14 protein-coding genes are annotated in these 14,297 nt (G+C 70.6%); 7 read left to right on the plus strand and 7 right to left on the minus strand.

Going from position 1 to position 14,297, the window contains the following annotated elements; translation table 11 throughout:
• Positions 1–91 precede the first annotated feature (91 nt).
• Positions 92–661 carry a TetR-type transcription factor C-terminal domain-containing protein gene (locus FHS23_RS12745; protein ID WP_183653974.1) on the minus strand — a complete coding sequence of 190 codons (570 nt, stop codon included), beginning with the start codon at positions 659–661 and terminating at the stop codon, positions 92–94.
• A gap of 150 nt (positions 662–811) precedes the next feature.
• Between FHS23_RS12745 and FHS23_RS12750 the strand changes: the two genes are divergently transcribed.
• The 3 genes from FHS23_RS12750 to FHS23_RS12760 are packed head-to-tail and all read left to right on the plus strand — an operon-like array spanning position 812 to position 3,809.
• Positions 812–2,002 (plus strand): acyl-CoA dehydrogenase family protein, encoded by a 1,191-nt coding sequence (locus FHS23_RS12750; protein ID WP_183653977.1) that lies wholly within the window; start codon positions 812–814, stop codon positions 2,000–2,002.
• A complete protein-coding gene (locus FHS23_RS12755; RefSeq protein ID WP_183653980.1) occupies positions 1,999–3,045 on the plus strand; it encodes a phosphotransferase family protein in 1,047 nt (348 codons plus the stop codon). Before FHS23_RS12750 ends, FHS23_RS12755 begins: the two co-directional genes overlap by 4 nt.
• Positions 3,042–3,809: an SDR family NAD(P)-dependent oxidoreductase gene (locus tag FHS23_RS12760; protein WP_183653984.1), complete on the plus strand. Its 768-nt coding sequence runs from the start codon at positions 3,042–3,044 to the stop codon at positions 3,807–3,809. Before FHS23_RS12755 ends, FHS23_RS12760 begins: the two co-directional genes overlap by 4 nt.
• Positions 3,810–3,831: 22 nt before the next feature.
• On the opposite strand, the gene FHS23_RS12765 is transcribed toward FHS23_RS12760, so the two are convergent.
• Positions 3,832–4,206, minus strand: a complete 375-nt coding sequence (locus FHS23_RS12765; protein WP_183653987.1) for an ArsR/SmtB family transcription factor — start codon at positions 4,204–4,206, stop codon at positions 3,832–3,834.
• Positions 4,207–4,433: 227 nt separating this feature from the next.
• Between FHS23_RS12765 and FHS23_RS12770 the strand changes: the two genes are divergently transcribed.
• On the plus strand, positions 4,434–5,363 hold the full coding sequence (locus tag FHS23_RS12770; RefSeq protein WP_343053877.1) for a cation diffusion facilitator family transporter: 930 nt from the start codon (positions 4,434–4,436) through the stop codon (positions 5,361–5,363).
• A 198-nt stretch (positions 5,364–5,561) separates the two neighbouring features.
• Positions 5,562–6,596, plus strand: a complete 1,035-nt coding sequence (locus FHS23_RS12775) for a M23 family metallopeptidase (protein WP_246382149.1) — start codon at positions 5,562–5,564, stop codon at positions 6,594–6,596.
• Positions 6,597–6,674: 78 nt separating this feature from the next.
• Here the strand turns inward: FHS23_RS12775 and FHS23_RS12780 are convergent, their stop codons facing one another.
• Together FHS23_RS12780 and FHS23_RS12785 are read right to left on the minus strand one after the other, a co-directional pair.
• Positions 6,675–7,163 carry a glutathione peroxidase gene (locus FHS23_RS12780; protein WP_183653994.1) on the minus strand — a complete coding sequence of 163 codons (489 nt, stop codon included), beginning with the start codon at positions 7,161–7,163 and terminating at the stop codon, positions 6,675–6,677.
• Positions 7,164–7,257: 94 nt separating this feature from the next.
• Positions 7,258–7,743, minus strand: coding sequence for a hypothetical protein (locus FHS23_RS12785; protein WP_183653997.1), 486 nt, complete (start codon positions 7,741–7,743; stop codon positions 7,258–7,260).
• A 95-nt stretch (positions 7,744–7,838) separates the two neighbouring features.
• Here FHS23_RS12785 and FHS23_RS12790 point away from each other — a divergent pair, with 95 nt between their 5' ends.
• The gene (locus FHS23_RS12790) at positions 7,839–8,795 is read left to right on the plus strand and encodes a TetR family transcriptional regulator (RefSeq protein WP_183654000.1); all 957 of its coding nucleotides are present in this window, start codon (positions 7,839–7,841) and stop codon (positions 8,793–8,795) included.
• 102 nt (positions 8,796–8,897) lie between these two features.
• Here the strand turns inward: FHS23_RS12790 and FHS23_RS12795 are convergent, their stop codons facing one another.
• Positions 8,898–9,677 (minus strand): M15 family metallopeptidase, encoded by a 780-nt coding sequence (locus FHS23_RS12795; protein WP_246382215.1) that lies wholly within the window; start codon positions 9,675–9,677, stop codon positions 8,898–8,900.
• A 490-nt stretch (positions 9,678–10,167) separates the two neighbouring features.
• Here FHS23_RS12795 and FHS23_RS12800 point away from each other — a divergent pair, with 490 nt between their 5' ends.
• Positions 10,168–11,631 (plus strand): MDR family MFS transporter, encoded by a 1,464-nt coding sequence (locus tag FHS23_RS12800; RefSeq protein ID WP_183654007.1) that lies wholly within the window; start codon positions 10,168–10,170, stop codon positions 11,629–11,631.
• Positions 11,632–11,686: 55 nt separating this feature from the next.
• Here FHS23_RS12800 and FHS23_RS12805 read toward each other — a convergent pair whose 3' ends face one another.
• Positions 11,687–13,285: a flavin-containing monooxygenase gene (locus FHS23_RS12805; protein ID WP_183654010.1), complete on the minus strand. Its 1,599-nt coding sequence runs from the start codon at positions 13,283–13,285 to the stop codon at positions 11,687–11,689.
• Positions 13,282–14,253 (minus strand): alpha/beta hydrolase, encoded by a 972-nt coding sequence (locus tag FHS23_RS12810; protein ID WP_183654012.1) that lies wholly within the window; start codon positions 14,251–14,253, stop codon positions 13,282–13,284. Before FHS23_RS12810 ends, FHS23_RS12805 begins: the two co-directional genes overlap by 4 nt.
• Positions 14,254–14,297 lie beyond the last annotated feature (44 nt).

A 14,297-nucleotide genomic window follows, 5' to 3' on the forward strand; every position in this document is an offset into this window, starting at 1 on the left:
TCTCCGGATAGATGTTGATCTTCTTGGTCGTTGATCCATCTACCGGAGACCTCCCCACATCCCCACACCAGGGCCCGTTCTTAAACAGCTCCTAGCCCACGTGGCCGACCAGGCGCAGCGCGAACGTGCTGTACTGCCAGACCACCGCGTCCTCGGCGAGCTCGCCGTCCTCGCGGTACCACGCCGACACGCCCATGCCGAGGTCGAGCACGGCGTAGGAGGCGAGCCGCACGGAGTCGACGTGGAACACCCCGGCCGCCACTCCGTCGGCGACCAGGCACCGGAAAGCGTGTTCGTACTCGGCGCGCAACGCGAGCACGCGGGCGCGATGGGGGTCGACGAGGCTACGGATCTCGCGGTTGCCGACGAACGCCTCGAGCCGGTGCCTCGCGTGGTAGCGCACGTGCGCCTCGGTCGCCCGGCGCAACCGTTCCACCGGGTCGTCGGAACTCGCCACCGCGGTGCGGTATCCCGCCAGCAGCGCCTCCATCGTCGTGGTCATGATGCGCGCCAGCAGGTCCTGTTTGGACTCGACGTGCTTGTACAGGCTGGGCCCGCGCATGCCGACGGCGGCGCCGATGTCGGCCATCGTGGTGGCACGGAAGCCCCGGTCGGTGAACAGCTCGAGGGCGGCCGCGCGGATGTCGTCGAACCGGTCCACGACCCCTCCTCGATCCGATCCGGTCTGTGTGGCTAACCAATCGTAGCCGTACCGGCAAGTGTGTATCGCCAGCACCGACGTTGCTTGCACCCGATCCGGTAGGACGTCTACAGTTCGGCTAACGTCTATTAGCCGAACCGGGAGTCGCCCATGGCCGTCGACCTCAGCCCCACTCCCGACGTCGCCGAACTCGTCGAACGCACGACGACGTTCGTGCGCGACGTCGTGATCCCGCTGGAGGAGCGGCACGGCGGGGTCGCCCGCACCGAGGATGTCCGCACCGAACTGCAGCGGGCCGCCAAGGACGCCGGGGTGTTCGCCCCGCACGTGTCCCACCGGTACGGCGGCCACGGCCTGGACATGCGCGGCCGCGCCGCCGTGTTCGAGGCGGCCGGCTACTCGCTGTTCGGTCCGCTCGCGCTCAACATCGCGGCGCCCGACGAGGGCAACATGCACATGCTCGAGGCGATCGCCACGGAGGAGCAGCAGGAGCGCTACCTGCGCCCGCTGGCCACCGGCGAGGTGCGGTCGTGCTTCGCGATGACCGAGCCCGCGCCGGGCGCGGGGTCCGATCCGAACGCGCTCGCCACGGTCGCCGAACGCGAGGAGGGCGGCTGGCGCATCAACGGGCACAAGTGGTTCATCACCGGCGCCGACGGCGCGGCCTACGCGATCTGCATGGCGCGGACGTCCGGCACCGGCGGCGGAGCGGGCGCCACGATGTTCCTCGTCGACGCGGACAACCCCGGCATGCGGCTCGTGCGCCACATCGACACGCTCGACGAAAGCCTCTACGGCGGGCACCTGGAGGTGCTGTTCGAGGACTGCCGGGTGCCCGACGACGCGGTACTCGGCGAGGTCGACGAAGGGTTCCGGTACGCACAGGTGCGCCTCGGCCCCGCCCGCATGACGCACTGCATGCGCTGGCTCGGCATCGCCCGGCGGTCGCAGGACATCGCGGTGGCCCGCGCGGCCGAGCGCGAGGCGTTCGGTTCCCGGCTCGGCGAGCTCGGCATGGTGCAGCAGATGATCGCCGACAACGAGATCGACATCGCCGCCTCGCGAGGGCTCATCACCCAGGCGTGCTGGGAACTCGACCAGGGGCGGTCGGCAGCGCAGTCGACCGCGATGGCGAAGACGTTCTGCGCCGAGGCGATCTGGCGGGTCGTGGACCGGTCACTGCAGATCTGCGGATCGCTCGGTGTGTCCGGCGACGTCCTGTTGAGCCGGTTCCTGCGCGAGGTGCGGCCGTTCCGCATCTACGACGGCCCCTCGGAGACGCATCGATGGTCCATCGCGCGGCGGGTGCTGCGCCGTCACGACACGGAGGCGCGCCGATGACCACGACGCCGGCCACCGGGCCGGGATCGTCGCCCGACGGTCTCGACCTGCACGCACTCACCGGGTTCTTCGCCGCTCACGTCCCCGGCTTCGGCGGCACGCTGGAGGCCGAGCTGATCGCGGGCGGCAAGTCGAACCTCACGTTCCTGCTGACCGACGGCACGCACCGCTGGGTGCTGCGCAGGCCACCGCTCGGCAACCTCACCCCCTCCGCGCACGACATGCTGCGCGAGTACCGCGTCGTCGCGGCCCTGTCCGGGACCGACGTGCCCGTCGCACCGGCGGTGGCCTACGACGACACGGTGCTGGACGTGCCGTTCGCACTCGTCGAGTACGTCGACGGGCCCGTGTTGCGCACCGAACGGCAGCTGCACGAACTACCGGACGCCGACATCGAACGCTGCGGGTACGCACTCGTCGACGTGCTGGCCTCACTGCACTCCGTCGATCCGGAGACGGTGGGACTCGGAGACTTCGGCAAACCCGCGGGCTATCTCCAGCGGCAGGTGCGCCGGTGGTACGACCAGTGGCAGCGGGTGCGGACCCGCGACCTGCCGGACATCGATGCGCTGCACGCCCGACTGGCGGAGCTGTGCCCGCCCGAGAGCGGGGCATCGATCGTGCACGGCGACTACCGCATCGACAACACGATTCTCGACCCCGACGATCCCGGGCGCGTGCGCGCCGTCGTGGACTGGGAGATGGCGACCCTCGGCGATCCCCTCGCCGACCTCGGCCTCTACCTCGTCTACGCGGACCCGTCGTTCGCCCCGGTGCTGTCCGGCTCCGCGGCCTCGACCAGTGCGAAACTGCCGTCGGCGGGCGCCGTGGCGCAGCGCTACGCCGACGCGAGCGGACGCGACCTGAGCCGGTTCGAGTTCTACCTCGGCCTCGGTTACTTCAAGATCGCCGTGGTGGCCGAGGGCATTCACGCGCGGTACCGGCAGGGCATGACACGTGGCGAGGGTTTCGACCACGTCGGGGAGGCCGTCGCGCCGCTCGCCGCGGGCGGGCTGCGCGCGCTGAAGGGAGACATCGCATGAGCGGCGTACTGGATCTGTTCCGACTGGACGACAGGGTCGCCGTGGTGACGGGAGCGAGCTCCGGCCTCGGCGCGGGGTTCGCCGTCGCACTCGCGGAGGCGGGCGCCGACGTCGTCCTCGCCGCCCGGCGCACCGACCGCCTCGCGGAGACGGCCGAACGGGTACGGAAGACCGGCAGGCGCGCGCTCACCGTGGCCACCGACGTCGCCGACGCCTCCAGTGTCGACGCGATGGCGGCCGCGGCGGTCGACGAGTTCGGCCGTATCGACGTGCTGATCAACAACGCGGGCGTCGGCACCGCCGTCCCGGCGCTCAAGGAGGACCCCGACGAGTTCCGCAGGGTCGTCGACATCAATCTGAACGGCGCGTACCTGGCCGCACAGGCCTGCGCGAAGCGGATGGAGGCCGGCTCGAGCATCGTCAACATCGCGAGCGTGCTCGGCCTGATCAAGTCGTTCGCCCCACAGGCCTCCTACGCCGCCAGCAAAGCGGGCGTCCTCGGGCTGACCCGCGACCTGTCCCAGCAGTGGTCCGGCCGCAAGGGCATCCGCGTCAACGCCATCGCACCGGGCTACTTCGCCAGCGAGATGACCGCCGAGATCCCCGAGGACAAACTGCTGCCCTTCGTGCAGCAGACCTCCACGCTCGGCAGGCTCGGCGTGCAGCGGGAGCTCGACACGGCCGTCGTCTTCCTCGCGGGCCCGGCCTCGTCGTACATCACCGGCTCCACCCTCGCTGTCGACGGCGGCATGTCGGGCCACTGACGGCCCCGCGGCACCGACGTGGTCAGGACACCGCGTGGTGCGCGTTGTCCGCGGCCGGGTCGGCCGCGGGCGGCAGGTCGCGGTCGATGTGGTCGGCGTGGAACAACGCCTGCGCGAGCAGCCCGCGCACGTGGTTGTTGGCGGCGGAGTAGTAGACGAACGTGCCTTCCCTCCGCCCCGTGACCAGGCCGGCGAGCCGCAGCTTCGCGAGGTGCTGACTCACCGCCGTCGGCGCGGCACCGGCGAGTTCGGCCAGGCACGCGACCGACGATTCGCCCTGGAGCAACGCCCACAGCACCTTGATCCGCGTCGGGTCGGCGAGCAGCCGGAACGTCTCCGCGGCCAGGTCGACCTGCTCGTCGTTCGGCATGTCGAAGTCGGGCACGGAACTGTGCATGCGGCACACGCTACGGCATGTCTTCTGTCTGCGCACTTGCTTATCTGCGTGAGTACGCAGATAGTGAGTTCGTGACACATCAGCACGTACACGACGACGGTCCCGGGGCCGACGACCACGACCGGCCGGCCGGACACGGACAGCACGGGCACGGGCACGGGCACGGGCACGGGCACGGGCACGGGCACGGGCACGGCGGAAGTGTCGCCGCCCGGCTGCGTCATGTCGTGACCCCACACAGCCACGACTCCGCCGACCGGGTCGACACCGCTCTCGAAACGAGCGCGAAAGGCCTGCGCGCACTCGCGTGGTCGTTCGCGGGGCTGCTGCTCACCGCCGTGGTGCAGCTCGGCCTCGTGCTGATCACCGGGTCGGTGGCGCTGCTGAGCGACACCATCCACAACTTCGCCGACGCCCTCACCTCGATCCCCCTGGCGATCGCGTTCGTCCTGGGCAGGCGCGCGGCCTCACGCAGGTACACGTACGGCTTCGGCCGCGCCGAGGATCTCGCGGGCGTGGTCGTGGTCGTCCTTATCGCCGCATCGGCGGCGCTGGCCGGCTACGAGTCCGTCAGTAGGTTGTTCGACCCACAGCCGATGTCCCACGCATGGGTGGCGATGATCGCGGGCGTGGCCGGGTTCGCGGGCAACGAGCTGGTCGCGCGCTACCGGATCCGCATCGGCAGGGAGATCGGTTCCGCCGCCCTCGTGGCAGACGGGCTGCACGCGAGGACCGACGGTTTCACCTCACTGGCCGTCGTCGCGGGCGCCTTCGGCAGCATGGTCGGGTTCCCACTCGCCGACCCGATCATCGGCCTGCTCATCACGGTCGCGATCCTCGCCGTCCTCCGCGGCGCCGCGCGCGAAGTGTTGGGCAGGCTCATGGACGCCGTCGAACCCGACGTCACCGAGCGTGTGGAACGCACCGCAGCCGCGGTCGCCGGAGTCGAGGCGGTCCGACAGGTGCGCGTGCGCTGGCTGGGCCACAGTCTCCGCGCGGAGCTCGACGTGGCCGTGGACGGCACGCTCGACGTGGCCTCCGCGCACGCGATCTCCCACGACGTCGAACGCGCGCTCACCGGCGCCGTGCCCCGGCTGACGGCGGCGACGGTACACACCGAACCCGTGACCGGCGCGGCCGACGCACACCTCCGCTGAACCGGCACCCGGCCACGCATCTCGCCCATCCGGGTGATACGACTGTGTGCGATCGAGGCCGGTCCGTGATCGAACCGTTGTGGCGTTTCTCAAAGCCGCTGGACCGCGTGCCGCCGGGTGCGCATCCTCGGTCCTCTCCCCGACCCGAGTGACGCGTCGCCCCCACGCGCGTCCGACCGACACAATTGGAGACCCCGCATGAGTGCGCCCCACGCGCTCAGCCGGGCGGCGGCCGTGGCGCTGGCAACACTGGCGCTCGTCGTCGCCCCGACCACCCCGGTCCACGGCCAGGAATCCCCCGGCGACCTGGAGGCCGCGCGCAGCCAGCTGAGCGAGGCCCAGGCCGCACTGGCACAGACCTACCAGCGCTACGGCGACGCGCAGCGCAAGCACGACCGCACGCAGCGGGCCGCCCAGCAGGCCCGCACCCGCGCCGAGCAGACCCGCGGCGCCGCCGAAGCCGCCGCCGCCCGCGTGCGCGGCATGCGCGGCGACGTCGACCGGTTCGCCTCCGCGAGTTTCCGGCAAGGCAGCACGATCGGCTCGATCTCGGCCTATCTGGGCGCCGAGAGCACGACCGAGATGCTCGAGCGTTCGTCCCTGCTGAACGCGATCAGTGACGACCAGCTCAGCATCCTGGACCGGATGCGCACCGCGCTCGAGAAACGGCGTTCCTCCCAGCGACAGGCCACCGCCGCGCTGCGCGAGGCGTCGCAGAACGAGCGGGCCGCCGAGACCGCGAAGGCCGAGGCGCAGCGGGCGTTTCGCGCCGCGAAGGCGAAGAAGCAGGAGGCGCAGTCCGAGATCGACCGGCTGTCGGCCGCCACCGCGCAGGTGAGCGCCGCACCGGGAGGTGCGGCCAAGCCCGCCGAGGGCGAACTGACCTCCACCTACGGCGCCCGGTGGGGCACGGTCCACTACGGGATCGACATCGCTAACAGCATCGGCACGCCGATCCACTCGACGCTGCCGGGCGAGGTGATCGACGCCGGGACCGCGAGCGGCTTCGGCATGTGGGTGCGCGTGCAGCACTCCGACGGCCTCGTCTCGGTGTACGGCCACATCGACCAGGCGACCGTGTCGGTGGGCCAGCAGGTCGGAGCGGGTGAGCAGATCGCCACGATGGGCAACCGCGGCCAGTCCACCGGTCCGCACCTGCACTTCGAGATCCACGAGAACGGCAACAAGATCGATCCGCTGCCGTGGCTGCGCAGCCGGGGCGTGGACATCTGACGTCGGCGAGAGCCGCACCGGCGACACGGACGAGGCCGCCCACCGAGCTCGGTGGGCGGCCTCGTCCGTGTCGCTCGCTCAGCTCACGAGTGCGCGTTCGATCGCCGCGACGATCTCGGGCGCCTCGGGGTCGGTGCGCGGACGGAACCGCGCCAACGGTGTCCCGTCCCCGCGGACGAGGAACTTCTCGAAGTTCCACTGGACGTCACCGGCCTCGCCGTCGCCGTCGGCGAGTGTGACCAGCTCACGGTACAGCGGGTGGCGCCGCTCGCCGTTGACGTCGATCTTGGCGAACATCGGGAACGTGACGCCGTAGATGGCCGAGCAGAACTCGGCGATTTCCTCCGGGGAGCCGGGCTCCTGACCCATGAACTGGTTGCATGGGAAGCCTGCCACCGAGAATCCCCGGCCGGCGTACTGTTCGTACAGCCGCTCCAGGCCTTTGTACTGCGGGGTCAGACCGCATTTCGAGGCGACGTTGACGACCAGCAGCAGGCGCGCACCGAGCCCGCCCAGTGTGGCCGGTTCACCGGCGAGGGTTCGGAGTTCGAGGTCGGTGACGGTCATCGGCACAGGCTCCAGCAGGCTCGGCGCGGGGTGGACACGGACCGCCCACGGCAAAGGAGCACCGGCGGGCGGCGCGGGCACTCTACCCGCCCTGTCACCAACTGAGCAGTTCGCGCGGTATGCCGTGCTCGACCGCGCCGGGCCGGCCGACGACGGGTACCGAGGAGACGGCCGCGAGCACCGCGCCGAGGCTGGGCAGCCAGCGCCGGCTCGCGTCCGGGGCAACGAGCCACCGTGCCGCGCATGCGTCCCTGCCGTCCGGCAGCGGCACGACCGAGCCGGCGGGCAGCACGCGGACCCCACCGGGCAGAGGCCGGTGTGCCGTGCCGAAGTCGTCGGCCTCGGCGAGCAGGACCGTGACGCGTTCCCTCCGGGTCGGCAACGCGAGGGCGGGACCGGCGCAGTCGAGTTTCCGAAGGTCCGCGAGGACGGTGTCGGACAGCGCGCGCGGCACGACGACGGCGGCGACCCCGGAACCGGTGATCAGGCGCTGGCCACCGGCGTGCTGTTCGACGGGCCAGCCGTACGTGCCGCGGTAGTCGGGACGGGTGCCCTGGGACTCGTCCAGTTCTAGGGTCATCGCGGTCCTCCTGCGGTGCCTCGTCGCTCCACGTGCACGCCCACGCTAGTGGCACTGAGTGCCGTTAGCAAGAGGTTTTCTGCTACCTTCCTGCCATGCCCGCGACCACGTCCTCGCCGTCGCCCGGATCCGCGTCCCAGTCCGGTACCGCTCCCGCCGGGTCGCCGCCGGCCGGAGCGGTACCGGCAGGAGCGTCGGAGTCGGAGTCCCCTCGCCCCCGTGCCGGCCGCACCGCCGCGGGCAGGCGCAAGCTCCGGCGGACACTCACCCACGCCGCGATCGACCTGTTCCTGGCACACGGCTACGACACGACGACCGTCGACGACATCGCGGCGGCCGCCGGGGTCGGCAGACGCACCTTCTTCCGCTACTTCCGGTCGAAGGAAGATTCGATCTTCCCCAACCACGACGAGCTGCTGACCGACATCGAACACACCCTCGCCGAGTCGGACCCGGCGGCCGAGGCGCCGGTCGACGCGGTGTGCCGGGCCGTCCGGCTCGTGCTCGACTCGTACCTGGCAGACCCGGACGTCTCACTGAAGCGCTACCAGCTCACCCGGACCGTGACGTCGTTGCGCGACAAGGAGGTCGCGAGCGTCGACCGGTACCAGCGCGTGTTCACCCGGTTCCTGCGCGAGCGGCTGAACGCGGCCGGCGATCCGGCCGCCGACATGCGCGCCCCCATCATCGCCGCGGCCGTGGCGGCGGCGCACAACCACGTGCTTCGCCAGTGGCTGCACAGCGGAGGTGAGGTCGACGCGCACCGGCTGGCCGACCGGGCGTTCGCGATGGTCCGGCAGGCGAATCCGCCCTACACGATCACGACCACCGACACCTCTGCTCATGCCACTGCCGACACCGACGCCACGGCACCGCAGGAGTCGCCCGCCTCGGCGCGCACTCGGGCGACGGCCACGACCGGCTCCGCGACACCGGAGCAGTCCGGTACCGCGGAGCCGGTCGTGGCGGTACTCCACACATCGGTGCCCGCCGACGAGCTGGTCCGGCGGATCAACGCCGCTCTCACCGACGACACGTGGCCGACACCGTGAGCGCACGTGCTGCGACACTGTTCGGGGCTAACGGCACCGCGTGCCGTTAGCCCCGAACAGTGTTCGAGCCGACCCCGGCGCGTACCGGGGCCGGCCCCGTGCTCAGCTGCCGGTCAGCGCCCTCCGCGCCACGGGGAAGTCGAAGTAGGTGTCCGGGTACGGCTCATCGTCGAGCGTGAAGTGCCACCACTCGAGCGGATAGTTCGAGAAGCCGCCGCCGGCCATCAGTTCCCGCAGCAGGTACCGGTTCTCGCGGACGTGTTCGTCGACTTCCGGCGCCTCGGTCGCGGCCAGCTCGTCGAAGCAGTCGTACCCGGTGCCCATGTCGACCGAGTTGTCGGGGAACCGCTCCCCTTCCGGCGCGAAGCACGCGGTGAGCGGTTCGCCCGGCCGGTACGGGCGCTGGGGCGGCGCGGGCAGGTCGACCAGCGTCAGGTCGACGGTGCTACCCCTGCTGTGCCCGGACCGTTCGGCGATGTAGCCCTCCGGGAACAGTCGTGACTTGTCGATGCGCGGGTAGAACTCCTCGCGCATCCGGTCGTTGCCGTCCTGCTGGGCCCAGCGGACGAAGTCGTCGACCGAACGCTGCGGCCGGAAACAGTCGTAGACCTTGAGGGTGTATCCGCGAGCCAGCGCCGCGCGCTGCACCTCGCGCAGCGCCTCCGCGGTCTCACGGGTCAGCAGGCACAGCGGCTCCTGGTAGCCGCGGACGGGCCTGCCGACGAAGTTGTGCGCCGTCACGTACCGGATGTCGTGCCGGATCGTGGGGTCGACGTCACTCAGCGCCACGAACGACTCCGGTGCGCGATCGGGGCCGCGCGTGTCGGCCGCGCCGGCGGGCACGCCGCTCAGCATCGCGCCGCCCAGCAGGGCACCGACCATCACGCCGACGACACCGCGTGTTGCCCGTCGACTTTCTCGCCATCGAGTCAGCTTCATGCGCGTTTCCTAGCAGCGCACGGCGGGCCGGACAAGGTCCGTCCGGGCGAGATCGCGTCCACTGTGGACCTTCTCGGACGCGGCGGCGCGGTGATCGCCGCTGAGACACACGTCACCGGCCGCAAGTGCCGTCGAAACCCGTTCGCGACCGGTTCCGTCGGTGTGCCAATCTAGACTCGGGATCAACGTCCGGCGAGCCGTGTCGGCCGTTCGGAGGTGCGTCGTCCGCACGGGCCGGCCGGTACACCACCGCGAGCGGTCCGCGACGGCGGCCGGCGGCACACCGCCGCAGCACACACGGCCGCAGCACATCGCCGCAGCACATCGCCGCAGCCGAGCCGCTCGCCGGACGTTCGGGGTGACGACACCCGCCACACCGTGGCGGGTCGCCGCGCTCCGGCGCACCGAGCACGCCAGTTCACTAGGGGGACGTATGACCGACACTGCCCAGACCGGCACCCAGGCGGAGGGGCCCGGGCAGCAGGATCGGGAGACGGATCCCAAGGCGCTGTTGCTGATCGGCATGCTCGTGGCGTCCGCGTTCGTCATGATCCTCAACGAGACGATCCTGAGCGTGGCGCTGCGACAGCTGAGCCAGGAACTCGGTGTCGCGACGACGACCGCGCAGTGGGTGACCAGTGGCTTCCTGCTGACGATGGCGGTGGTCATCCCGACGACGGGATTCCTGCTCGAACGCTTCACCCCGCGACAGGTGTTCCTCGCCTCGCTCACCGCGTTCAGCACGGGCACGTTGGTGTCCGCACTCGCGCCCGGTTTTCCCGTGCTGCTCGCAGGCCGGGTCGTGCAGGCTTGCGGCACGGCCGTGATGATCCCGCTGCTGATGACGTCGGTCATGCGGCTCATCCCGGAGCACCGCCGCGGTTCGATGATGGGCACGATCGGCATCGTGATCGCGGTCGCGCCCGCGCTCGGGCCGTCGATCGGCGGCGCGATCCTGTCCGGTCTCGGCTGGCGCTGGATGTTCTGGCTGGTGCTGCCCCTGGCGATCGCGGCACTGCTGATCGGCGCGCGCTGGCTCAAGCTAGGCAGTGAGACGCGGAACGTGCCACTGGACGTGCTGTCGGTGATCCTGTCCGCGCTCGGTTTCGGCGGCCTTCTCTACGGCCTGTCGTCGATCGGCGAGGGCGGCGGCCACGGCCCGCCGCCGTGGCTGCCGATCATCGTCGGCCTCGCGGTGCTGTCGGCGTTCGTGTGGCGGCAGCTGAGGCTGCAGCGCCGCGACCGCGCGCTTCTCGACCTGCGGCCGTTCGAGTCGCGGAACTTCGTCGTCTCGCTCACGCTGACCGGCCTGTTGTTCATGTGCCTGCTGGGTGTCGCGTCGATCCTCCTGCCGCTGTACCTGCAGACGGTGCTCGACGCCTCGGCGTTCGAGAGCGGACTGGCGGTGCTTCCCGGCGGCCTTGCGCTCGGCCTGCTGGGCAGGCCCGTCGGTTCGCTCTACGACCGCGTCGGTCCGCGCCCGCTGGTCATCCCCGGCACCGTCGCGATGGCGGCGGGACTGTGGCTGTTCACGACGTTGGGCCCGGGTTCTGCGATCGAGACCGTCGTCATCTACCACGTGATCATGATGATCGGCCTGGCGCTGATGATGACGCCGCTCATGACCCAGGCACTCGGCTCCCTGAGCGAGCAGCTGAGCTCGCACGGCAGCGCCATCCTGGCCACGTTGCAGCAGGTGGCGGGCGCGCTCGGCACCGCGGTGTTCGTGACCGTCGCCGCGGTCGCCAGCACCACCGGGTCGGCCGGTCCGGACGCCGACGGCCTGCGCGTGGCGTTCATGGTCGCCGGCACCATCGGGCTGATCGCGATGGCGACCTCGCTGCTGCTCAGCAAGCACAAGTCGAGCTCGGCGGCGGCCGCAGGCCACGGCCACTGAGCGCGGGCGGAGTGGTGTCCGCCGCGCACCGCCGCGGCGGACACCACTGCCCCCGTCAAGCCATCTCGAACCCGTGATACCCGGCGACGGCCACGCCGTCGCCGATCTGCTTGTATGTGCCCACCCCTCCGACGAACGGCATGAACACCCGCTGTTTGCCGGGGATGTTGGCGCCCGTGTACCACGACGCGGCACGCGGCATCAGAGTCAGATCACCGACGTCGTTGGTGGTGTTCACCCAGTTGTCCTCGGCCGCCACGTCCGGTTCCATACGGTGCTTACCGCGGGCCCGCAGATGCTCGATCGCTCGCGTGACCCAGTCGACGTGATACTCGATGGACGTCATCATGTTCGACAGCACAGAGGGGCTCTGCGGCCCGGTGATCATGAACAGGTTCGGGAAGCCCGCCGTCATCAGGCCCAGATACGTGCGCGGTCCCGCAGCCCACTTCTCCGCGAGCGGGCCGTCGGTGCCGCGGACGTCCATCGCCGTGAGCGCGCCGGTCATCGCGTCGAACCCGGTCGCCAGGATGATCACGTCGAACTCTCGCTCGACGTCGCCGGCGACGACGCCACGTTCGGTCAATCGCGCGATCGGCTGCTCCCCGAGGTCCACGAGCGACACGTTGTCCTGGTTGTAGACCTCGAAGTACCCGGTATCGACGCACATCCGTTTCGAGCCGATCGGGTACGACCGCGGTGTCAGCTTCTCGGCCGTCTCCGGGTCGTGCACCTTCCCCCGGATGCGCTCCCGCACGTACTCGGCGAGCGCCTCGTTGGCCTCGACGTCGAACAGCACGTCGCGGAACGACTGGGTGAAACACAGGCCGCCGTCGGACCACCGGGCGTCGAGCTCCCGGCGGACGTCTGCAGCGGACGTCTCGGTGTAGTACCCCGTCTCACCCTCGCGGCAGTGGAAGCCGAGCCGGGAGAGCCTGCTCTCGTCACGGAAGGCCGGGTAGCCGGATTTGACGTCGTCGAGGCGCTGCCCGATCGGGCCGTTGTGCGCGGGAACGGCATAGGACGGGGTGCGCTGGAACACCGTGAGCGAGCCGACCACCGGGGCGATCGCCGTGATGGTCTGCAATCCCGACGAACCGGTGCCCACCACCGCGACCCGTTTCCCCGCCAGGTCGACGCCCTCGTGCGGCCAGTGGGAGGTCCAGTACAGCTCACCCGCGAAGTCCCCCAGACCGTCGAAATCCGGGCGCGACGGCACCGACAGACACCCCGTCGCGGCGATCACGAACCGCGCGGTGCGGGAACGGCCGTCGTCGGTGCGCACCGTCCACCGCTCCGAGCCGTCGTCCCACCGCATCGCCTCGACACGGGTGTCGAACGTGATGTCGCGCCGCAGGTCGTAGCGGTCCGCGACGTACCGGATGTAGTCGAGGATCTCCGGCTGCGAGGCGTACCGCTCGCTCCAGTTCCACTCCTGTTCGAGGGCACGGTCGAACGAGTAGGAGTATTCGATCGACTCGATGTCGCACCGCGCCCCCGGATACCGGTTCCAGTACCACGTGCCGCCGACGTCGCCGCCCGCTTCGAGCACGCGCACGTCGTAACCGGCGTCGCGGAGGCGGATCAGCTGGTACAGGCCTGCGAATCCGGCGCCGACGACGATCACGTCGTGGCCGCCTCGGTGCTCGGTCATGACGTGGCTCCCACCTTTCCCCGCTCGGTCCGCCGCTGGGCGACGAACTCGTTGATGTGGTGTGAGACGAGCCCGATCCCCTCCTCGTAACCGGGGAGGATGTCGGCCATCTGGAAGAACGCGTGCATCTGGTCGGGCGCCTCCTCCAACGCGACCGGCACGCCGGCGGCGGCGAGGGCACGGGCGTAGGCCACGCCCTCGTCGTGCAACGGGTCGTACCGCGCGACGTACACCAGCGCGGGCGGCAGTCCGCCGTGGTCGGCCGCGCGCAACGGTGAGGCGTCCGGGTTCGTGCGTGCGGCCTCGTCGGGCAGGTAGTGGTCCCAGAACCACCGCATCGTCTCCCGGTTGAGCAACAACTGGTTCTCCGGGTCCACATAGGATGGTACGTCGACGTCGCAGTCGGTCACCGGGTAGACGAGCACCTGGTAGTCGATCGACGGCCCCGACCGGTCGCGCGCCCACAGCGTCATGACCGCGGCGATGTTGCCGCCCGCGCTGTCGCCGGCGACGATCAGCGGGGCACTCTCGGCGGCCAGTTCGGCCGCGTGCTCGGCGGCCCACGTCAGGCCGGCGTAGCTGTCGTCGATCGCTGCCGGGAAGCGGTGTTCCGGGGCCTTGCGGTAGTTGACCAGCACGACGGTCGACGACGTCAGGTTCGCCAGCCTGCGCCCGACGTGGTCGTACTGCAGGTCGATGTCGCCGATCACCCAGCCGCCGCCGTGGAAGTACACGATGATCGACTGCGGCGTGCCCGCGGGCCGCAGCACCCGCATCCGGAACCGGCCGCCGTCACCGTCGGGGAGCTTGAGGTCGGTCACCTCGGCCACCGCGGGGCCGGGGCCGCTCATCCCGGCGAAGATCGGCCCGCTCATGCGCGCGATCGCGGGCGTGGACTCGTGGATCGGTGGTGTTCCGGACTCGGCGAGCTGTGCCAGCAGCGCCTGTGACGGGCCGTCCAACGGCATGTCGAACCTCCTGGGAGAGCGTGGTCACGGACTGTCCACAGTGA

It is taken from the genome of Prauserella isguenensis, from assembly GCF_014191605.1.
In the GTDB taxonomy this organism is placed as follows: domain Bacteria; phylum Actinomycetota; class Actinomycetes; order Mycobacteriales; family Pseudonocardiaceae; genus Prauserella; species Prauserella isguenensis.